Below are 20,410 nucleotides of genomic sequence, written 5' to 3'. Positions count from 1 at the left end.
GAGAGGGAAAGGTGGAAGGATGGCTCCGGCCGCGCTCATCGCGGCACGACGAAAGTGGATTTCTCGAGCAGCGCGCGCTCGGCAGATGCATCAGGCGCGGCAGTCCCGGCGGGCTCACCGGACGAGGTCACGCGGCGGATGGCGAAATGCATCGGATGCGCGCCGGAGCCCAGCGCTCGCGCGGCCTCCGGCGGCAGACGGAGCGCCACGGTGACCCAGCGCGCTTCGGCGGGCCCGAGCGTCAAGTCGCCGGACGGTGACGCCACGCGCAGTCCCTCGATGCCCTGCACACCGAGGACGAAACGCTGCGTCGATTCCGCGGCGTTCATCAACTGGAGACGGTAGAGGTTCTCGACCACGCCGTCCTCGACCTCGCGCGCCAGGGTCGCGCGGTCGCGCACGACGTCGACCTTGAACGGCATCCGCACGGCCAGACTCCAGACCAGCCCGCCGGACACCAGCATCAGGATCGCGCCATAGACCAGCACGCGCGGTCTGAGCACGCGCCGCCACTGCTGCGCCGCGGTCCATCGATGCTTCATGCCGTTCTGCGTCGCGTAGCGGATCAGGCCGCGCTCGTAGCCGAACTTGTCCATCACGTCATTGCAGACGTCGATGCAGGCGGCGCAGCCGATGCACTCATGCTGCAGCCCTTGGCGGATGTCGATGCCGGTCGGGCAGACGTGGACGCACTGATGGCAGTCGACGCAGGCGCCCAGGCCGATCGTCGACAGGTCCGCCTTCTTCGAACGCGGACCGCGAGGATCGCCACGCGCGGTGTCGTAGCTGATGATCAGCGTGTCGCGATCGAGCATCGCGCTCTGGAAGCGTGCGTAGGGGCACATGTACTTGCAGACCTGCTCGCGCAGGTAGCCGGCGTTGCCGTAGGTCGCCAGGCCATAGAACAGGATCCAGAAGAGCTCCCACCCGCCGAGCGCGAAGGCGGCCGCGCTGGCACCCAGCGCGCGGACCGGCTCGAAGTAGCCGACGAAGGTGAAGCCCGTCCACAGCGACACCGCCAGCCACGCCGCATGCTTGCCGCCCTTGCGCAGCAGCTTCTCCGCGGTCCAGCCGGCGCGGTCGAGCCGGATGCGGGCGGCGCGGTCGCCCTCGGTGTGGCGCTCGATCCAGAGGAAGATCTCCGTGTAGACCGTCTGCGGGCAGGCGTAGCCGCACCACAGCCGCCCCGCCACCGCCGTGAAGAAGAACAGCCCGAAGGCCGACACCACCAGCAGCGCCGTCAGGTAGATGAAGTCCTGCGGATACAGGATCAGGTCGAAGATCAGGAAGCGGCGCGCTTCCAGGTCGAACAGTACCGCCTGACGCCCGTTCCACTGCAACCACGGCAGGCCGTAGAACAGCAGCTGCGTGGCCCACACCAGCGCCCAGCGCCATACGGCGAACCAGCCGTGCACGGCGCGGGGATAGATCTTGGCCTCGGACGCGTAGAGCGAGACCGCCCGGACTTCAGGGTTGCTCATGGCTCAGGACTGCACTAGGTTCAACACGGCTCATGGCCCATCGCTCAGGGCTGCTCGTGGGACAGTCCCCAGACGTAGCCCGCCAGCACGCGGATCTGCTCCGGACTCAGGCGCGAGCCGTGTTCGGGCATGTGGCTGTGCTTGCCGTTGTTGACCATGGCGACGATGGCGGATTCGCCCCAGCCGTGCAGCCACACCTTGTCGGTGAGGTTGGGCGCGCCCAGCGCCTGGTTGCCCTTGCCGTCCATGCCGTGGCAGGCCGCGCAGGCGCTGAACTTGGACTTGCCGAGCGCCGCCGCCACCGAGTTGTGCGGGCTGCCCGACAGGCTCAGCACGTAGTGCGCGAGGTTGCGCACGTCCTCGCCGCTGCCCACCGCCGCGGCCATCGGTGGCATCGTGCCCTCGCGCCCCTGGGTGATGGTCTGCACGATGGTGTCGCCGCTGCCGCCGTAGAGCCAGTCGTTGTCGGTCAGGTTGGGGAAGCCCTTCGAGCCCTTGGCGTCCGAGCCGTGGCAGGTCGCGCAGTTGTTGGCGAAGAGCCGTTCGCCGATCGCCTTGGCCTGCGGGTCGGCCGCCAACGACTCGACCGGCTTGCCGTCGAAGCGCGCATAGGTCGTCTGCATCTCGGCGCGCGCCTGGGTCTGCTCGTGCTCGTACTGGCCGGTGCTGGACCAGCCCAGCGAGCCCGCGTACGCGCCCAGGCCGGGATAGAGCGCCAGGTAGAGCCCCGAGAACACCACCGTCAGCACGAACAGCACCATCCACCAGCGCGGCAGCGGGTTGTTGAGCTCGCGGATGTCCTCGTCCCAGACGTGGCCGGTGGAGTTGTCCTCGGCCATCACCTTGCGGCGGCTGGCGATGATCAGCAGCGCCAGGCACAGCGCCAGGCCCAGCACCGTCGCCGCGGCCACGAACAGCGACCAGCCGTTCGAAATGAAATCACTCATGACGACCTCCTCGGGGCGCGCCGTCTTCATCCGAGAAGACAAGCGATCCCAGGTCTTCGAAACGTTCGCGGTTGTGCCGGGCATAGGCCCAGACGACGATGCCGACGAACACCAGCAGCGACACCACGGTCACCGCGGAACGCAGCGCATTCAGATCCATGTCGGGCATGGGAGCCTCCGTTCTGCGCTTCAGCGCTTCAGCGCGATGCCCAGCACCTGCAGGTAGGCGACCACTGCATCCAGCTCGGTGCGGCCCCTGACCTCGTCGCCCGCCTGGGCGATCTGCTCGTCGGTGTAGGGCACGCCGACGGTCCTCAGCGCGCGCATGCGCGGCGCCATCTCCTTCGGATCGACGGCCGCGCCCGCCAGCCACGCGTAGGCGGGCATGTTGGACTCGGGCACCAGGTCGCGCGGGTTGTTCAGGTGCAGGCGGTGCCACTCGTCGCTGTACTTGCCGCCGACGCGTGCCAGGTCCGGTCCGGTGCGCTTGCTGCCCCACTGGAAGGGGTGGTCGTAGACGAACTCGCCGGCCACCGAGTAGTGGCCGTAGCGCAGCGTCTCCGCGCGCAGCGGCCGGATCATCTGCGAGTGGCAGTTGTAGCAACCCTCGCGGATGTAGACGTCGCGGCCGGCGAGCTGCAGCGGCGTGTAGGGCTTGAGATGGTCGACCGGCTGCGTGGTCGAACGCTGGAAGAACAGCGGGACGATCTCGACGATCCCGCCGACGATCACCGTCAGCACCACCAGCACGATCATCAGGAAGTTGCTGGTCTCGATGCGTTCGTGGCCGCTGGCTGTGGCATGGGGGTTGGCCATGGCGTGCTCCTTGGCGGACGTTCAGGCGGCGGCCGCGAGTGCGGCGCCGGGGATGGGATGGCGGGCGGGCCGGCCGACGCGGACCGTCATCGCGACGTTCCAGGCCATCAGGCACATGCCGCCCAGGTACAGCAGACCGCCGAGCAGGCGCACCACGTAGAACGGGTAGGTCGCCTTGACGCCTTCGGCGAAGGTCCAGGTCAGCGTGCCGTCCGGGTTCACCGCGCGCCACATCAGGCCCTGCATCACGCCGGCGATCCACATCGCGGCGATGTAGAGCACGATGCCCAGCGTGGCGATCCAGAAGTGCAGCTCGATGGCGCGCTTCGAGTACATCTCGACGCGGCCGTACATGCGCGGGATCAGGTGGTACAGCGCGCCCATCGAGATGAAGCCCACCCAGCCCAGCGCGCCGCTGTGCACGTGGCCGACGGTCCAGTCGGTGTAGTGCGAGAGCGCGTTGACCGTCTTGATCGACATCATCGGCCCCTCGAAGGTCGACATGCCGTAGAAGGACAGCGCGACGATCAGGAACTTCAGGATGGGGTCGTCGCGCAGCTTGTGCCAGGCGCCGCTGAGCGTCATCACGCCGTTGATCATCCCGCCCCAGCTCGGCGCCAGCAGCACCAGCGAGAACAGCATGCCCACGCTCTGCGCCCAGTCGGGCAGCGCCGTGTAGTGCAGGTGGTGGGGACCCGCCCACATGTAGGTGAAGATCAGCGCCCAGAAGTGGACGATGGAGAGCCGGTAGCTGTAGACGGGCCGGTTGGCCTGCTTGGGGATGTAGTAGTACATCAGCCCGAGGAAACCGGCGGTCAGGAAGAAGCCGACCGCGTTGTGGCCGTACCACCACTGCACCATCGCGTCCTGCACGCCGGCGTAGGCGGAGTAGCTCTTGGTCAGCGAGGCCGGGACCTCGGCGCTGTTGACGATGTGCAGCAGCGCGACGGCGATGATGAAGGCGCCGAAGAACCAGTTGGCCACGTAGATGTGGCGCACGCGCCGCACACCGATCGTGCCGAAGAAGACGATCGCGTAGGACACCCAGACGACGGCGATCAGGAGGTCGATCGGCCATTCGAGTTCGGCGTATTCCTTGCCGGTCGTCATGCCGAGCGGCAGCGTGATCGCGGCCAGCACGATCACCAGCTGCCAGCCCCAGAAGGTGAACCAGGCAAGACCTGGCGCGAAGAGCCGCACGTGGCTGGTCCGCTGCACGACGTGGAAGGCCGTGGCCATCAGCACGCAGCCGCCGAAGGCGAAGATCACCGCGTTCGTGTGCAGCGGCCGCAGGCGGCCGTAGCTCAGCCAGGGGATGCCGAAGTTCAACTCCGGCCAGGCGAGCTGCGCGGCGATGACCACGCCGACCAGCATCCCCACCACGCCCCACAGCACCGCGGCCAGCGAGAAGGCGCGGACCACGCCGTCCTCATAACTGGGTGCATCACGGGGTGCACCACGGGGCGCATCCCTGGACGTGATGGCGCGTCCTCCCTCCGACTCTGATTGGCTTGCCATGCTGGCTCCTCGAGGCGCTTGTTGCGCGGATGCCAGCGATTGTTCGGCGCCCTCCCGAAGCGCGTGTTGACGCGCGTCAAGCTTGCGCGTCGTCCTCGAGGATTCGTTGACCTTCCCGGTCCAGCGACTCGAGTTGGCCGTCCTGGACGGCCCAGCCGAAGACGGCCAGCACCACCAGGACGAGCACGACCGACAACGGGATCAGCAGATAGAGGATGTCCATGATGGGGCGTCCTTCAAGCGTCGGCCGTTTGCCCGAGCGTCTGCCCCGCCACCAGAGAGCCCATGGGTGTGGTCACCGCGCGGCCGAGCCGCGCCGCGTTGGCGACCACGAGCAGCGAACTCGTGGCCATGCCCAGGCCGGCGGCCCAGGGCGGCAGCCAGCCGACCAGCGCCATCGGCAGGCACACGGCGTTGTAAAGCGCCGACCACGCCAGGTTCTGGCGCACGACGCGGCGCGTGCGTCTGGCCAGCCGCAGCGCGGCCGTGATCGCGTCGAGCCGGTCCGAGGTCAGTACCGCATCGGCGCGTGCCTTCGCGAGATCCGCGCCCTGCCCCATCGCGATCGACACCTGCGCCCGTGCCAGCACGGGCGCGTCGTTGATGCCGTCGCCGATCATCAGCACGCGATGGCCGCGCGCCTGCAGCGCGGTGACCTGCTGGAGCTTGTCTTCCGGCCGGGCGCCGCCGCGCCAGCGCGCGATGCCGGCCTGTCTGGCGGCGGAGGCGACGCGCTCCGGCGCGTCGCCCGACAGGAGCTCGACCGCCAGACCCATCGCCTGCCATTCGGCGATCGCCGCGGACGCGCCCTCGCGCAGGCTTTCGTCGGCGTGCCACGCGGCGCGGAGGGCGCCCTCGCAAGACAGGACGATCTGAGCGCCGGACAAGTCCCGCATCGCGCCCGTCAAGCAGCCTGAATCGACCGCCCACGGGTACGACCCGAGACGCCAATGCCGCCCGCGAGCATCGCGGCCTTCCAGGCCCCGACCGCTGAATTCCTCGATCGTCCACGTGTCCTCGGCGCCGGACGGCGCGGGCAACGCCGCAGCGAGCGCTTTCGACAACGGATGAAGCGAGCCACCGGCCAGCACCGCTGCCGCCACCATCGCATCCACATCCACATCCACATCCGACGCATCGACCCGCACGCTGCGCAGTCGCGGCGCGGGATCGGTCAGCGTGCCGGTCTTGTCCATGACGATGCGGTCGACGTCGGCGAGGGACTCGATCGCGTCGAGCCGCGACAGCAGAAGGCCGCGCCGCGCGAGCGCGCCGGCGGCGGCGACCCAGGCCGCCGGTGCCGCCAGCGACAGCGCGCAGGGGCAGGTCACGATCAGCACCGACACGGCCACGGCCACCGCGCGCGATGGATCGACGAACTGCCAGACGAGCGCGGCCGCGACGGCCAGCACGAGGACCGCCGCGAGGAACCAGCCCGCCACGCGATCCGCCGTGCGCAGCGTCGTCGGCCGGTCCTGGAATGCCTGTGCCATCAACTGCCGGATGCCTGCAAGACGGGTTTGCTCACCCACCTGCCGCACGCACAGCGTGAGCACGCCCGAGAGATTGAGGCTGCCCGCGAGCACGGCATCGCCCGGCGCCTTCGCGACCGGGCGCGATTCGCCGGTCAGCAGCGACTCGTCGGCAGCGCCGGTGCCGGCCTCGACGACCGCATCGGCCGGCATGCGCTGCCCCGCCGCGACACGCACCCGATCGCCGACCGCCAGCGCCTCGATCGCGACGCGCTCTACCGAGCCGTCCGCGCGCAGGCGCTCGACCTCGCCGGGCAACGCGTCCGCCGCCTGTTCAACCGCCGCCGCCGCGCGATGCCGCGAGCGCAGCTCCAGATACCGCGCGCCGAGCAGGAAGGTCACGAACATCGTGATCGAGTCGAAGAAGACCTCGTGCCCGAACGGACCGCCCGGGTCCAGCGTCGCGCCGCTGCCGGCCACGAAGGCGACTGCCAGACCGAGTGCCACCGGCACGTCCATCCCCAGACGCCGTCCGCGCAGCTGGCTCAAGGCCGCACGGAAGAACGGCCCCGCGGACAGCAGCATCACCGGCAGCGTCAGCACCCACTGGCCCCAGCGCAGCAGCGCGGCCTGGTCAGGCGCCAGATCGCCCGGCGCGGCCACGTAGGACGGCCACGCCAGCATCATCACCTGCATCATCAGGAAGCCGGCGACGAACAGCCGCCAGAGCGCCTGCCGATGCTCGCGCCGGCGCAGGTCGCGCGCCGGCCCCGCGAGGTCGGGAACGAAGTCGTAGCCCGCCGGCGCGAGCACCTGCCGCAACTGGTCGAGCGTCACGCGGTCCGACCACCAGTCCAGCACCAGCGTCTGCGTCGACGGATGGACCTCGGCCCGGCGCACGCCGCGCTGCGCGTGCAGCAGGGACTCGACCAGCCCGGCACACGTGGCGCAATGCAGGCCGGACAGCCGGAACCGGCCGCGCGTCATCGCTGCGTCGGGAGCCGGGCGATTGGCGCGTCCGGCATCGGCGCCCGCGGCGCCGGCCGGCACCGCGGCGGCTGGGGCGGGCAACATGGCCGTGATAATCGGTCAAACCTTGAGGTGACAACATGCTCAATATCAAACACGCGGCATCCTCCGTCGTTCTTTCGACCGTCCTGTCGATCGCCGCCCTGGCGGCCGCCGGCCCGGCCGCGGCCCAGCAGATTCCCCAGACCGGCCTGCCGGTCGTCGAGCTCGGCGCCGGCATGCACCTGATCCACGCCGAGGTCGCCCGCACCGACGAGCAGCGCGCCATCGGCCTGATGGCCCGCAAGGAGATGGCGCAGAACGCCGGGATGATCTTTGTCTTCGAGCAGCCGTCGCAGCAGTGCTTCTGGATGCGCAACACGCTGATCCCGCTGTCGGCCGCCTTCGTCGGCGACGACGGCACCATCGTCAACATCGTCGAGATGCAGCCGCTGTCCGACGTCTCGCATTGCTCGACCAAGCCGGTGCGCTACGTGCTCGAGATGAACAAGGGCTGGTTCGACAAGCGCGGCCTCAAGGCCGGCGCCAAGCTGCGCGGCGGCCCCTGGCCCAAGTGATCGCGCCGGCGGCCACCGTGCCGGGAGGCCTCGAGCCGACGACACGGCAGCGACAGCGGCGATTCGGACGCTGAAATGACAACGGCCCGGGAAGCGATTCCCGGGCCGTTCCTTCATCGGCACCCGCTGACGCGGGCGCCGGTGGGTCAGTTGCCGAAGTTGGCCTGGGCGAAGTCCCAGTTCAGCAGGCTCTTCAGGAAGGTCTCGACGAACTTCGGACGCGCGTTGCGGTAGTCGATGTAGTAGGCGTGTTCCCACACGTCGATGGTCAGCAGCGCGGTGTCGCCGGTCGTCAGCGGGGTGCCGGCGGCGCCCATGTTGACGATGTCGACCGAACCGTCGGCCTTCTTCACCAGCCAGGTCCAGCCGGAACCGAAGTTGCCCACGGCGCTCTTCTGGAAGGCTTCCTTGAAGGCATCGACGCTGCCCCATTTGGCGTTGATCGCCTCGGCCAGCTTGCCGGTCGGCGCGCCGCCGCCGTTGGGCTTCAGGCAGGACCAGAAGAAGGTGTGGTTCCAGATCTGCGCGGCGTTGTTGTAGATGCCGCCGCTGGAGGTCTTGACGATCTCTTCCAGCGTCTTGTTCTCGAACTCGGTGCCCTTCTGCAGGTTGTTCAGGTTGTCCACGTAGGCCTTGTGGTGCTTGCCGTGGTGGTACTCCAGCGTCTCGGCGCTGATGTGCGGCTCCAGCGCCTTCTTGTCGTACGGCAGCTCGGGCAGGACGTGTTCCATGTGGGACTCCTAATCGGTGGTTGATGGGACGGGATGTCGCGGGAGATTGTAGGCAGCGGATCCATGCCCTTGTAGTGAGCACGCATACCGCGCCACGGGAGGCGCAGGGCGCCCTTCAGACGTCCTGGCGAACGATGCGCCCGACCTGGAGTTCGGCCTCGCCGTCCGCCAGCACGGCGCGCAAGTCCTGACCCTCGTGGAGCTGGTCCACCGAGCTCAGCGCCCGGCCCTGGCCGTCGTCCAGCCAGGCATAGCCGCGCGCCAGCACCTGGCGGGGATCGAGGGCCTGCAGGCGGGCTTCGAGCGCGTCCAGCCGGTGCGCACCGCGTTGCGCCTGCTGCGGCAGCGCACGGTCGAGGCGCTGCGCCAGGTGTCTCAGGCGCTGGGTCTCCATCGCCGCCGCGCGAGGAGCGGTCTGGTTCAGGCGCTGTTCAAGATGCCGCAGGCGTTGCGACTCCAGGGACACCGTTCTAGGCACTACCTGGCCCAGCCGTTGCGAGAGCAGGTCCAGCCGGCGTCTCTGTCTTGCCAGCGCATCTCCCGGTCTCGCCAGGCGCAAGGCCAGGCGGTCGAGCCGTTGCGCGGCGCCATCCAGCCGCTGTTCGACACGGCGCACCAGTTGACGCTCCAGCGCCTCCAGCGTCTCCAGGCACTGCTGACGGGAGACCGTCGCCAGCTCCGCCGCCGCCGTGGGCGTCGGCGCGCGCAGGTCGGCGGCAAGGTCCGCCAAGGTGATGTCGGTCTCATGCCCGACGCCGCAGATCACCGGCAGCGGCGATTCGGCCACCGCCTGGACGACGCGTTCGTCGTTGAAAGCCCACAGGTCCTCCAGCGAACCACCGCCGCGCACGAGCAGCAGCACCTCGGCGTCGGCCCGTTGGTTGGCAGTCGCCAGCGCGCGAACAATCGCCGGCGGCGCCTCGTTGCCCTGGACCAGGGTCGGATAGATGAAGACGCGGGCGTGGGGCGCTCTCCGGCGCAAGGCGGTCAGCACGTCCTGCAACGCGGCCGCACCGGTGGACGTGATCACGCCGATGCGGCGCGCGTAGGGCGGCGGCGGGCGCTTGCGGTCCGCATCGAAGTAGCCCAGCGACTCCAGCTTGGCCTTCAGACGCAAGAACTGTTCGTAAAGCGCCCCCTCGCCGGAGCGCCGCATCGCCTCGACGATGAACTGCAGTTCCCCGCGCGGTCCGTACAGGTCGAGCCGGCCGCGCAGCTCCACCGTCATGCCGTCCCGGGGCGCGAAGTCCATCAAGGACGCGGCGCGACGGAACATCGCGCAGCGCAGCATCGCCGGCTGGCCTTCCGCGTCCTTCAGGCTGAAGTAGCAATGGCCGCTGGCCGCGCGCGTGAACCCTGACAGCTCGCCTTGCACCGTGATGACGGGGAATCTGGCCTGCAATGCGTCGGAAAGGGCCGTCAACAGGGCCGCCACCCCCCAGACCATCCGTGGCGATGCGGGTTTGGAGGCGTCAATCATGCGCAAACCCAATGCCGGCGCGGGTCCGGAACTCCACAGCCGCGTCAATGCTGGCTCCGCGGGCCATATTGGCCGTCATGCCCGCGTCACAGAGCGATAAGCGCTTGTTTTTCAAAAGCTTTTTCCTGCCTTTTTTGGAGCAGCCTAATCCTCGCCGTTTGGCGACGGGCCCTGGCGCGGTTCCGAGACCAGTTGCCCACAAAGTTATCCACAGGAACGGTGGATGTTTGTAAGGGCTTGTGATGAGGGTCCGGAGTGGTCGGCGAGGCCGTCGCGGGGCGCCATAATGCGCCGCCGGGCCGGAGATGCCCGTACGGAGGGATAGCCTTGTTTTCGATCATACAAGCCGCCGGCTGGCCGATCTGGCCCTTGCTGCTGTGTTCCGTCGTGGCCCTGGCGCTGATCATCGAGCGCGTCGTGAGCCTGCGTGCCGCGCGCGTCGCACCGCCCAGCCTGATCGAGGAAGTCCTGGGCGTGACCCAGCTCCAGATCCCGAGCGGTGAAGTCGTCGGCAAGCTGGCCGAGAACTCGCTGCTGGGCCAGGTCCTGGCCGCCGGGCTGCGCACCTCGCAGGCCGATCCGCGCGCCGGGGAGACCCGGCTGCGCCAGGCCTTCGAGCTGGCCGGCCGCCACGCGATCCACCAGATGGAGCGCTACCTCAACACGCTGGGCACGATCGCCGCGGCCGCCCCCTGCTGGGTCTGCTGGGCACCGTGGTCGGCATGATCGAGATCTTCGGCAGCCAGAGCCCCGGCCCCGGCGGCAACAACCCGGCGCTGCTGGCGCACGGCATCTCGATCGCGCTGTACAACACCGCGTTCGGTCTGGTCGTCGCCATCCCGTCGCTGATGTTCTACCGCTACTTCCGCGGTCGCATCGAGTCCTATGTCGTCGACATGGAACAGGCCAGCGAACGGCTGCTGACGCATCTGATCAACCGCGCGATGCCCGGCGCCCACGCCGTGAACGCCGGCCCGGCCAACGTGCCGCCGCCGGTCGCCACGCCGGCCTCGGGGAAGGCCAAGGCATGAAGTTCCGCCGTCGCCAGGGCGAGGAACCGGAGATCAACCTGATCCCGTTCATCGACGTGCTGCTCGTCGTGCTGATCTTCCTGATGCTGTCGACGACGTACTCGAAGTTCACCGAGCTGCAGCTCACGCTGCCGACCGCCGACGCCCAGCAGATGAAGGAGCGGCCGGCGGAGATCATCGTGGCGATCTCGGCGGACGGCCGCTACTCCATCGACAGCAACGCCGTCGAGGGCCGCAGCGTGGACCTGCTGACCGCGGCGATGCTGCAGTCGGCGCAGGGCAAGCAGGAGCCGGTCGTGATCATCTCCGCCGATGCGGCCACGCCGCACCAGGCGGTGGTCAACGCGATGGACGCGGCGCGGCGCGCCAACCTCACGCGACTGACCTTCGCGGCCAACAAGCCTCAATGAGCGTGGCCATGGACCGGGACCGGACATGACCCGGCCGGCCCTGGAGGACCGGCTGCAGCGCGCCTGGCGCGATGACGACCGCCTCGCCCACCTGCTGCGGCCGCTGGCCGCGCTGCACGGCGCGGTGCTGCGGTTGCGCGTGGCGCTGTACCGCTTCGGCCTGAAGAAGGCGGGGAAGCTGCCGGTGCCGGTGATCGTCGTCGGCAACTGGGTCGTCGGCGGCGCCGGCAAGACGCCCACGACGCTGGCCCTGCTGGACACGCTCCGGCGCATGGACATCCGCGCCGGCGTGATCTCCCGCGGCTATGGCCGCGCGGATGACGCGCAGGTCCGCGTGATCGCCGGCGGCGACCGCGCCGAGGACGTCGGCGACGAACCCCTCCTGATCAAGCTGCGCGCCGGCGTGCCGGTGGCGGTCGGTCGCGACCGCATCGCGGCGGCACGCGCGCTGCTCGAGGCCGACCCCGGTATCCAGGTGCTGGTCTCCGACGACGGCCTGCAGCACTGGCGGCTGCCGCGACAGCTCAGCGTGCTCGTGTTCGACGAACGCGGCCTCGGCAACGGCCGCCTGCTGCCTGCGGGGCCGCTGCGCCAGGCGCGCGCACTGCCGCCGCCGCCGGGCTCCTCCGCGGACACGCTGGTGCTCTACAGCACCGGCCGGCCGAGCACTGCCCTGCCCGGCTACGTCGGCACGCGCCAGCTGGCCGGCGCGGTCGCGCTGGCCGACTGGTGGCGCGGCGAACCCGGCCGCCTGGAGCGCCTGCACGCGCTGCGCGGCAAGCCCTTGCTGGCTGCCGCCGGACTGGCGCGGCCACAACGCTTCTTCGACATGCTCGGCGAGCAAGGACTGAACTTCCGCGCGCTGGCGCTGCCCGACCATGCCACGCTGGATCCCCTGCCCTGGGCCCGCACCGACGAGGTCGTCATCACCGAAAAGGACGCCGTCAAGTTGCGCCCGGAGGCGCTGCAAGGCTGCCGCATCTGGGTGGTGGCGCTAGACTTCCGCCCCGAACCCGCTTTTGAAGAGGCGCTGCAGCGCGAGCTGCGGCGGCTGATCCCCCATGGACCATCGACTGATTGAGATGCTGGTGTGCCCCGTCTGCAAGGGCCCGCTGGACGACCGCCGCAACGCTCCGGACACCGGCCTGCCGGACCGCGAACTGCTGTGCCCGGCCGACCGCCTGGCCTTCCCGATCCGCGACGGCATTCCGGTCATGCTGGCCAACGAGGCCCGTTCCACGGACGCCGACGGCGACACCGCGTGAGCGCCGCCTTCCACATCGTCATCCCGGCCCGGCTGGCGTCGACGCGCCTGCCCAACAAGCCGCTGGCCGACATCGCCGGTGCGCCCATGATCGTGCAGGTGGCGCGCCGTGCGGCGCTGGCGGGCGCGGCGCAGGTCGTCGTCGCGACGGACGCCGTCGAGGTGAAGGCCGCCTGCGAGGCCCACGGCATCCGCGCGCTGATGACGCGCGCCGACCACGCCAGCGGCAGCGACCGTCTGGCCGAGGCGGTCGAGCAGCTCGGCCTGCCGGATGACGCGCTGGTCGTGAACGTCCAGGGCGACGAGCCGCTGATCGCGCCGGCAATGATCCGCGCCTGCGCCGACCTGCTCGCCGCGAAGCCGCAGTGCGCGATGGCCACCGTCGCGCATGCGATCGACGACGACGCCGAGTTCGCGAATCCGAACGTCGTCAAGCTGGTCACCGATGCCCAGGGGCTGGCGCTGTATTTCTCCCGCGCGCCCATCCCGTGGTGGCGCGACGCCCCCGGCGGCGGCGCCCGCGTGAAGCCGGACGCCGTGCTGCGCCATGTGGGCCTGTATGCCTACCGGGCTGGCTTCCTGCGCCGCTTCCCGACGCTGGCGGTGTCCCCGCTGGAGCAGATCGAGGCGCTCGAGCAACTCCGCGTGCTGTGGCACGGCGAGCGCATCGCGGTGCATGTCAGCAGCGAGCGACCGGGTCCCGGCGTGGACACGCCCGAGGACCTCGAACGCGTCAGACAGCTGATGACAAGCTGAATCGCGGCCCGGCCCGACAGGGTTACACCGCAGTTCATTCGCCTGCCGCGTCAGCGGACCGTAGGCCAGCGCGTGCTATTCTCGCCCGCAGTTTTCGAGGGCGCGTCGGCCCATGCGACGCGCCCTCTCCCTATATCGAGGAGACCCATGCGACTGATTCTTCTGGGCGCCCCCGGCGCCGGCAAAGGCACTCAGGCCTCTTTCATCTGCAACAAGTTCGGCATCCCGCAGATCTCCACCGGAGACATGCTGCGTGCCGCCGTCAAGGCCGGCACCGAACTCGGCATCGCCGCCAAGAAGGTGATGGACGCGGGAGGCCTGGTCAGCGACGAACTGATCATCAACCTGGTCAAGGAACGCATCGCGCAGCCGGATTGCGCCAAGGGTTTCCTGTTCGACGGCTTCCCCCGCACCATCCCGCAGGCCGACGCGATGAAGGCGGCCGGCGTGAAGCTGGACTTCGTGCTCGAGATCGACGTGCCTGACAGCGCCATCGTCGAACGCATGAGCGGCCGTCGCGTGCACACGGGCTCGGGCCGCACGTACCACACCAAGTTCAATCCGCCCAAGGTCGAGGGCAAGGACGACGTCACCGGCGAGGACCTGATCCTGCGCGACGACGACAAGGAAGAGACCGTCAAGAAGCGCCTGGAGGTCTACCAGGCGCAGACGCGTCCGCTGGTCGACTACTACTCCAGCTGGGCCGCCAGCGGCGACGCGCAGGCACCGAAGTACCGCCGCATCGAAGGCATCGGCACGGTCGACGAGATCACCGGCCGCGCCCTCGCCGCGCTGAGCTGAGCTCACCCCGACCCGTGACGATGGCGGCCCGCGTGGCCGCCATTTTTTCGTCGACAATTGACGTTTACGTCAACGGCAACCAACAACTCGGAAGGAGACATCCATGGACATCACGAACAAGGTCTTCATCGTCACCGGCGGCGCCTCGGGCCTCGGCGAAGGCACGGCCCGCATGCTGGCGCGCGAAGGCGCGACGGTCGTCATCGCCGACCTGCAGGTCGAGCGCGGCGAGGCACTCGCCAAGGAACTGAACGGCGCCTTCGTGAAGTGCGACGTCAGCCAGGAAGCCGATGCCCAGGCCGCCGTGGCCAAGGCGGTGTCGCTGGGCAAGCTGATGGGCCTGGTGAACTGCGCCGGCATCGCACCGGCAGCGAAGACCGTCGGCAAGGACGGCGCGCATGCGCTGGCGACCTTCTCGAAGGTGATCACCGTCAATCTGGTCGGCAGCTTCAACATGATCCGCCTCGCTGCGGAGGCCATGAGCAAGAACGAGCCGGAAGCCACCGGCGAGCGCGGCGTGCTGATCTCGACGGCCTCGGTGGCTGCCTACGACGGCCAGATGGGCCAGGCGGCCTACGCGGCGTCCAAGGGAGGCGTCGTCGGCATGACGCTGCCCATCGCGCGTGATCTGGCGCGCAACGGCATCCGCAACATGACGATCGCTCCCGGCATCTTCGGCACGCCGATGCTGTTCGGCATGCCGCAGGAGGTGCAGGACGCGTTGGCCGCCAGCGTGCCCTTCCCCTCGCGCCTGGGCCGCCCGGAGGATTACGCCAAACTGGTCCACCAGATCGTCACCAACGACATGCTCAACGGCGAAGTCATCCGCCTGGACGGCGCGATCCGCATGGCGCCGAAGTAAGCCGAAAGCTGACCGATCCGCCAATGAGAAAGGCCTCCCGGTGTGAGCCGGGAGGCCTTGTCGTCGATCGCGTTGATCGCGACCCGGCGGACCGGGTCGTGAGGCGAAGGATCAGTGCTTTGCGCTGCGCGAGTACACGGTCCACAGGCCGGCCAGGTCGGCCGAACCGTCGGCGCCCTTGACGGTGCGCCACGTGGCTTGCGCCTTGGCCTTGTCGCCGCCCAGGAACTGCGCCAGACCCAGGTAGAGCTTGGCGTCGTCCGGACGCTTCAGGTTGCCCTTGGCGATGCCCTCTTCCATCAGCTTGATGCCGGCGGCGGCTTCACCGCGCTGCACCTGCGCGAATCCGACCTTGACCAGCTCGTCGCCTTCGCGGGCGCCGCGGGCGGCCTTCTCGGCCTCTGCCGCGCCAGCCTTGGCTTCGGCGATGCGCTTGTCCAGCAGATCAGCCAGACGCTTCGGGCGGGCGTTGTCGTCGGTCGGCTTCAGGACGCCAGCGGCGAAGCCCTTGTCCAGCACCTTCTTGCCTTCTTCCGGATAACCGGCGGCACCGGCGAGCTGGGCGAGTTCCATGTAGTCGTTGGCACCGGTCATGTTCTCGGTGACCAGGCGCAGACGCAGCACGTCGACCTGGTAGCGACCGGCGGCGAAGCCCTTCTTGGCCTGCAGCGTGCCCAGCGACTGCGCCCACAGCTGCTTGGTCGGGTAGTAGTTCAGCAGCTTCTGGATCAGCACCGACTCGGTACCGCCGTCGCCCTTCTTGTTGGCCGCCCACAGCGCCGTGTTCAGCTTGTCCTGCGACGGCGTGCGACCGGCCTTCTCGTCGGCGGAGATGTCGGCCAGCGTGTCCTTGAGGATCGTGGTGACGTCGCCCGAGCGCAGTTGCGCCGCGGCCTGGACCTGCTTCATCGCCGGGCTGTTGCCGCCAGCGGCGTTGTACTTGTTGACCCACTCCAGCGCCTTGGCGCCGTTGCCCGCGCGCAGGTAGGTGCCGGCGATGGCTTCCATCGTCGGCAGCTTGTTGGCGGCCGGCAGCTTGCCGGCGGCGGTCAGCGCGTCATAGGCCTTGACCATGCCGTCGGCATCGCCCAGGCGCGAGGCGGCGGACAGGCGCAGGCCTTCCAGCGTCGCGTTCTCGTCCGCGTTGCGGCCGGGCACGGCCTCGGCTTCGCGGATCTTGCCCATGGCTTCCTGCGCCTTGCCCGCCTTCAGCAGGTCGGACGCGGCCTTCAGGGCGCCACCGACTTGCGGGCGCACCTGCGCGGCGGCTTGGGACAGGACGCTCAGGCTGCCTTCGGGCGTGGAGCCCAGCACCAGCGCAGCGGCGCCGACAGCGGCGGTTGCCAGCAGTTTGAGTTTCATTCGCTTGCTCTCCAAAGAAGAAAAACGCGCCGCCCTTTCGGGCAGGCGCGTTCTGTTCAGACACCGATCAGGCGGTCATCCGGCTCAGTTCAGGAACTGTTCGTTCCCGACCATCGCCATTTTCTTGACGCCCAGGCGCTGCGCCGATGCCATCACATTGGCAACGTAACCGTACTCGGCCAGCTTGTTCGGCTTGATGTGCACCTCGGGCTGGTCCGGCATCGCGGCAACCTCGGTCATCTTGGCCTCCAGCGCCGCGTGGTTCGGCACCGCGGCGCCGTCCCAGAACACCGTGCCGTCGAAGTCGATCGCCACTTCGTGGACGACCGGCTCATTGGGCGGCGGATTGTTGTTCGGCGGCGGCATGTCCAGGTTGACCGAGTGCAGCTGGATCGGGATGGTGATGATCAGCATCACCAGCAGCACCAGCATCACGTCGATCAGCGGCGTCGTGTTGACGTCCAGCATGGTTTCCGGCTCGTCACTGCCGCTGGAGCTTCCAACGTTCATACCCATGTTTCAGCTCCTTCAGCCACCCCGAGCCGGCGGCTCGGTGACGAACTTGATGGACATGATGCCAGCACGCTGGCACGCCACCATGACCTTGCCCACGTTCTCATAGCGGGACTTGTCGTCGCCGCGGATGTGAACTTCCGGCTGAGGATTCAGAACCGCCACCTTCTTCAGGCGCGTCACCAGCGTTTCCACGTCGGGAACCGGCTGCACGCCCCAATAGATGTCGCCATCCTTGGTCACCGCGATTTCGATGTTCTCCGGCTTGGTGACGCGGACGACGTTCGTCTCCTTCGGCAGGGTCACCCCCACCGATTGCGTCACCACCGGCACGGTGATCAGGAAGATGATCAGGAGCACCAGCATCACGTCCACGAGGGGCGTGGTGTTGATGGTCGAGACCACTTCGTCGTCGCCACCGGACGAACCTACGTTCATCCCCATATTGCGTCTCCGGAAACTTCGGTGCGGATTAGCGGCCTGCGACCTTGCGGCTGCCCATCAGGACGCCGTGCAGGTCAGCAGCGAAGGCACGGACCTGGCCCATGACCGTCTTGTTGCGGTTGACCAGCCAGTTGTAGCCCAGCACGGCCGGAACGGCGACGGCCAGACCGATGGCGGTCATGATCAGCGCGGCGCCCACGGGGCCGGCGACCTTGTCGATCGAGGCTTGACCGGCCACGCCGATCTGCGTCAGCGCCTGCAGGATGCCCCACACGGTACCGAACAGGCCGATGAAGGGGCTGGTCGAGCCGACGGTCGCCAGGAAGCCCAGGCCGCCTTGCAGACGGGTGTTGACTTCGCTCACGGCGCGGTCGATGTTCATCGTGACCCACGTGTTGTGGTCGATGTTCTCGGTCAGGGCGCCTTCATGGTGCTCCGAGGCTTCCACGCCGGTCTGGGCGATGAAGCGGAAGGCACCGGTTTCGCTCAGGCTCTTCAGGCCTTCCTGCAGGGAAGCCTTCTTGAAGAACGACGCGCGGACGTCCTTGGCTTCGCGGGAGATCTTCGAGGTGTCCCACAGCTTCGTGAACAGGATGTACCACGAGCCCATGGACATGATGGCCAGGATGGCCAGCACGGCCTGGTCGACCACGTTGCCGTGGGCGACGATGTTGCCCAGGCTGTACGGGTTGTCGACCGGCTTGGCGGCGGCCGGTTCGGACACGGCGGCGGGAGCGATGTCGGCAGGAGCGGGGGCGGTGTCAGCGGCGGAGGCGGCGGCCGAGGCAGCCTGGTCCTGCGCTTGGGCGGCCAGGGGGAGACGGCCAGGGTCGCGGCGCACGCGACGGCCGCAAACAAGGCAGACAGACGAGAGATCATGGAGGGTGCTCCTACGAGAAAAGTCTTGAACTCAGGTTGAGAGGTCGGGGCGCGTCAGGCGCCCCGTGTTCGATCGATCGCGGGTGGGACAGTCCCGCGGATCATTCCATGTTGAACACGAATTCCTGTTCGAGGATCGCGTCCGTGCACTGGTATTCCGTCAGCGCCGCCTGGATGGCGTTCTTGAGCGCGCGTTCGGCCTTGCGGTCGTTGGCGCCGCGCAAGGCGGTGAAGGTCACGTCAGCCACCTTGCCGCCCTTGACGGTGAAGGTCGCCTTGTAGCTCGCGGTGCCGCTCCAGTTCAGGGCCGGCATTTCGGGCTTGGCCATCTTGGTGCAGTTGCCGATCGCCGACCGGGGCTTGTCCGACGGCGGAGCCGGCGGCGCGGGTGCGGCGGGCGGCGGGGCCGGACGGAAGTCCTGCGGCGGCGGCGTTGCCGCCGACTGCAGCACCGGCGCCTGCGTCACCGGCGGCGGCGCCGTCACGACGACTTCCGGCGGCGGCACGAACGGCGGCGGCGGGGCCTTGATGTCCGGCGGGGGCGGCACGACCTTGTCGGGCGGAGGCGGCGGTTTCACCTTCTCCTCGACGACCTTGACGTCGATCGGGCCCTTGACGGCCTCCTTGATCTTGGTCGCCAGACCGCTCGCCAGCGCCCAGATGATCAGGACGTGGATGACGATGACGATGCCGATGCCAGTCACGCGCGATGACCCAGCTTTATCCTGCGCAAAGTTCATGCGCGCTCCTTCATCAAACTGCGAATTTCTTTCATCGAATCTACAAGGGGAGTTCGACTCAACACAGCGTCTGGTCGGATCAGGCGTTCGCGCCGCAACCTGGGGTCAGCAGCGCCTGTCTTGCCGGCTGTGCGAGCGACGGAGACGTGCGGTGCCACATCGCCGAAGCGCCACGGACCGCCACCCCGCCGAAGGCAGGAGGGACACACGAAGACTCGAAAACCCAGGGCACGATACGAACCCGACTCAACAAAAATGCCCGTCAGCTTGTGGCCGCGGGCGTCTCGAGGATCGGTCAAAATCCTGTAGCAAAACTACAGATTTCGACTACCTTTCACGACCTTGATCATAAACGACATGCACAAGCCGCAAGCCATGGGGTTTGCCCGAGCATGCGCGCATCGCCCATCGCACGGGGCACCAGCGGTTACAGCCGATGCACCGTCCGACGATCGAAGCCGTCGACCCTGGTATTCTACTGGTATGCCCCTCCACCCCTCCCCGGGAGTCGTAGGGGCTAACCCGCAAAGCCGTTACCAGACGAACTGCTCTTCGAACGAGGCAATCCTCGTGCCAGCCCGTCTTTTCACGGCGCCGCCGGGGCGGCAATCAGCCAGCCGGTGATCGCCTGGCGCTCCGCCATGGCGAATGGCGGCACGTAGGAGACGAAATGTCGCTGGGGGACGGTGAACAGCGACAGTGAATTGAAGTGGGGGAAGTAGGTATCCAGTACCGACCCGTCCTCCGCCGTGAAGTGGAGCATGCCGCCCCAATCCGGGCGCCATCGCGGGGTGAGGTTGATCACGTAGGCGATCCGGCGGTCCTCGCGGTCCACATGGTCGTCGTGGGTGGTCAGGAAGTTACCGCGCGAGTACATGGTCGCCTGCGCATAGACGCCATTGATTTGAGGGTCACCGCTCAATTCCCGCATGGGCGAAAGGAACGCCTCCCCCGCCATCCAGCGCATGAAACGCGCCAGGAGATCGTCCCGGCCGTCATGGATGGCCTTGACGAGCGAGTCCGAGAAGAAGGAAAACTGGAATCGCTCGCGAGCGACCGAGTGGATGCCCTCCGTGAGCTGCATCCGCTGCTGCGGCGTCAGTCCGCGCAGCTGCTCGCCGGTGAGGCGACGGTCGCCATTGACGTCGCGATAGACCAGCTCCCAGTCGATCGCCTGCAAGGCCCGGTCGAGGGCCTCGGCCACCTCGGGTGCGAAGAAGTCGCGGATCTGCACCCGCCCCTGCGTCCGCAGCGTGTGGCCGAGCGCGGCGAGGTCCAGGTCGGAGTTCAAGTAGTTCATGGGCAATGGGCCGGAAT

At 68.4% G+C, this 20,410-nt stretch carries 22 protein-coding genes and 1 pseudogene; 8 read left to right on the top strand and 15 right to left on the bottom strand.

Annotated features, from left to right (window positions below):
- Positions 1–35: 35 nt before the first annotated feature.
- The 7 genes from ccoG to ACQ859_RS11240 form a co-directional block, all read right to left on the bottom strand.
- Positions 36–1,481: a cytochrome c oxidase accessory protein CcoG gene (ccoG, locus tag ACQ859_RS11270; RefSeq protein ID WP_431265849.1), complete on the bottom strand. Its 1,446-nt coding sequence runs from the start codon at positions 1,479–1,481 to the stop codon at positions 36–38.
- A 44-nt stretch (positions 1,482–1,525) separates the two neighbouring features.
- The gene (gene ccoP, locus ACQ859_RS11265) at positions 1,526–2,428 is read right to left on the bottom strand and encodes a cytochrome-c oxidase, cbb3-type subunit III (protein ID WP_431265848.1); all 903 of its coding nucleotides are present in this window, start codon (positions 2,426–2,428) and stop codon (positions 1,526–1,528) included.
- Positions 2,421–2,597, bottom strand: a complete 177-nt coding sequence (locus ACQ859_RS11260) for a cbb3-type cytochrome oxidase subunit 3 (RefSeq protein WP_431265847.1) — start codon at positions 2,595–2,597, stop codon at positions 2,421–2,423. Before ACQ859_RS11260 ends, ccoP begins: the two co-directional genes overlap by 8 nt.
- Positions 2,598–2,617: 20 nt before the next feature.
- On the bottom strand, positions 2,618–3,244 hold the full coding sequence (gene ccoO, locus ACQ859_RS11255) for a cytochrome-c oxidase, cbb3-type subunit II (protein WP_431265846.1): 627 nt from the start codon (positions 3,242–3,244) through the stop codon (positions 2,618–2,620).
- 21 nt (positions 3,245–3,265) lie between these two features.
- Positions 3,266–4,726, bottom strand: a complete 1,461-nt coding sequence (ccoN, locus tag ACQ859_RS11250) for a cytochrome-c oxidase, cbb3-type subunit I (RefSeq protein WP_431266514.1) — start codon at positions 4,724–4,726, stop codon at positions 3,266–3,268.
- Positions 4,727–4,838: 112 nt separating this feature from the next.
- Positions 4,839–4,985 carry a cbb3-type cytochrome oxidase assembly protein CcoS gene (gene ccoS / locus ACQ859_RS11245; RefSeq protein WP_431258473.1) on the bottom strand — a complete coding sequence of 49 codons (147 nt, stop codon included), beginning with the start codon at positions 4,983–4,985 and terminating at the stop codon, positions 4,839–4,841.
- A 13-nt stretch (positions 4,986–4,998) separates the two neighbouring features.
- Positions 4,999–7,308 (bottom strand): heavy metal translocating P-type ATPase, encoded by a 2,310-nt coding sequence (locus ACQ859_RS11240; protein WP_431265845.1) that lies wholly within the window; start codon positions 7,306–7,308, stop codon positions 4,999–5,001.
- Positions 7,309–7,343: 35 nt separating this feature from the next.
- On the opposite strand from ACQ859_RS11240, the gene ACQ859_RS11235 reads away from it, so the two are divergent.
- A complete protein-coding gene (locus ACQ859_RS11235; protein ID WP_431265844.1) occupies positions 7,344–7,820 on the top strand; it encodes a DUF192 domain-containing protein in 477 nt (158 codons plus the stop codon).
- Positions 7,821–7,966: 146 nt separating this feature from the next.
- Here ACQ859_RS11235 and ACQ859_RS11230 read toward each other — a convergent pair whose 3' ends face one another.
- Both ACQ859_RS11230 and xseA read right to left on the bottom strand, forming a co-directional pair.
- On the bottom strand, positions 7,967–8,551 hold the full coding sequence (locus tag ACQ859_RS11230) for a superoxide dismutase (RefSeq protein ID WP_431265843.1): 585 nt from the start codon (positions 8,549–8,551) through the stop codon (positions 7,967–7,969).
- Between the two features lie 115 nt (positions 8,552–8,666).
- On the bottom strand, positions 8,667–10,031 hold the full coding sequence (gene xseA / locus ACQ859_RS11225; RefSeq protein ID WP_431265842.1) for an exodeoxyribonuclease VII large subunit: 1,365 nt from the start codon (positions 10,029–10,031) through the stop codon (positions 8,667–8,669).
- Positions 10,032–10,358: 327 nt separating this feature from the next.
- Here xseA and ACQ859_RS11220 point away from each other — a divergent pair.
- The 7 genes and pseudogenes from ACQ859_RS11220 to ACQ859_RS11190 form a co-directional block, all read left to right on the top strand.
- Positions 10,359–10,963 (top strand): annotated as a pseudogene (locus tag ACQ859_RS11220) (MotA/TolQ/ExbB proton channel family protein); the annotation flags it as partial.
- Between the two features lie 95 nt (positions 10,964–11,058).
- The gene (locus ACQ859_RS11215; RefSeq protein WP_431258479.1) at positions 11,059–11,472 is read left to right on the top strand and encodes an ExbD/TolR family protein; all 414 of its coding nucleotides are present in this window, start codon (positions 11,059–11,061) and stop codon (positions 11,470–11,472) included.
- A gap of 25 nt (positions 11,473–11,497) precedes the next feature.
- Positions 11,498–12,553 (top strand): tetraacyldisaccharide 4'-kinase, encoded by a 1,056-nt coding sequence (gene lpxK / locus ACQ859_RS11210; protein WP_431265841.1) that lies wholly within the window; start codon positions 11,498–11,500, stop codon positions 12,551–12,553.
- Entirely contained in the window at positions 12,534–12,737 is a 204-nt protein-coding gene (locus ACQ859_RS11205; RefSeq protein ID WP_431265840.1) for a Trm112 family protein, read from the top strand. Before lpxK ends, ACQ859_RS11205 begins: the two co-directional genes overlap by 20 nt.
- A complete protein-coding gene (gene kdsB, locus ACQ859_RS11200; RefSeq protein ID WP_431265839.1) occupies positions 12,734–13,492 on the top strand; it encodes a 3-deoxy-manno-octulosonate cytidylyltransferase in 759 nt (252 codons plus the stop codon). Before ACQ859_RS11205 ends, kdsB begins: the two co-directional genes overlap by 4 nt.
- Positions 13,493–13,639: 147 nt before the next feature.
- A complete protein-coding gene (adk, locus tag ACQ859_RS11195; RefSeq protein ID WP_431265838.1) occupies positions 13,640–14,293 on the top strand; it encodes an adenylate kinase in 654 nt (217 codons plus the stop codon).
- A 103-nt stretch (positions 14,294–14,396) separates the two neighbouring features.
- Positions 14,397–15,155, top strand: a complete 759-nt coding sequence (locus tag ACQ859_RS11190) for a 3-hydroxyacyl-CoA dehydrogenase (protein WP_431265837.1) — start codon at positions 14,397–14,399, stop codon at positions 15,153–15,155.
- A gap of 111 nt (positions 15,156–15,266) precedes the next feature.
- Here the strand turns inward: ACQ859_RS11190 and ACQ859_RS11185 are convergent, their stop codons facing one another.
- The 6 genes from ACQ859_RS11185 to ACQ859_RS11160 form a co-directional block, all read right to left on the bottom strand.
- Entirely contained in the window at positions 15,267–16,517 is a 1,251-nt protein-coding gene (locus ACQ859_RS11185) for a hypothetical protein (RefSeq protein ID WP_431265836.1), read from the bottom strand.
- An 84-nt stretch (positions 16,518–16,601) separates the two neighbouring features.
- Positions 16,602–17,033 (bottom strand): ExbD/TolR family protein, encoded by a 432-nt coding sequence (locus ACQ859_RS11180; RefSeq protein WP_197507166.1) that lies wholly within the window; start codon positions 17,031–17,033, stop codon positions 16,602–16,604.
- A gap of 12 nt (positions 17,034–17,045) precedes the next feature.
- A complete protein-coding gene (locus ACQ859_RS11175) occupies positions 17,046–17,474 on the bottom strand; it encodes an ExbD/TolR family protein (RefSeq protein ID WP_431265835.1) in 429 nt (142 codons plus the stop codon).
- 28 nt (positions 17,475–17,502) lie between these two features.
- Complete coding sequence (locus ACQ859_RS11170; protein WP_431258484.1) at positions 17,503–18,198, bottom strand: MotA/TolQ/ExbB proton channel family protein; 696 nt, start codon at positions 18,196–18,198, stop codon at positions 17,503–17,505.
- 256 nt (positions 18,199–18,454) lie between these two features.
- The gene (locus tag ACQ859_RS11165) at positions 18,455–19,093 is read right to left on the bottom strand and encodes an energy transducer TonB (protein WP_431265834.1); all 639 of its coding nucleotides are present in this window, start codon (positions 19,091–19,093) and stop codon (positions 18,455–18,457) included.
- A gap of 586 nt (positions 19,094–19,679) precedes the next feature.
- Positions 19,680–20,393: a 2OG-Fe(II) oxygenase gene (locus tag ACQ859_RS11160; protein WP_431265833.1), complete on the bottom strand. Its 714-nt coding sequence runs from the start codon at positions 20,391–20,393 to the stop codon at positions 19,680–19,682.
- Positions 20,394–20,410: the final 17 nt, after the last annotated feature.

This window comes from Roseateles chitinivorans, assembly GCF_050632235.1.
In the GTDB taxonomy this organism is placed as follows: Bacteria; Pseudomonadota; Gammaproteobacteria; order Burkholderiales; family Burkholderiaceae_C; genus Roseateles; species Roseateles chitinivorans_A.
This window is presented reverse-complemented; position numbering and strand designations above follow the sequence as displayed.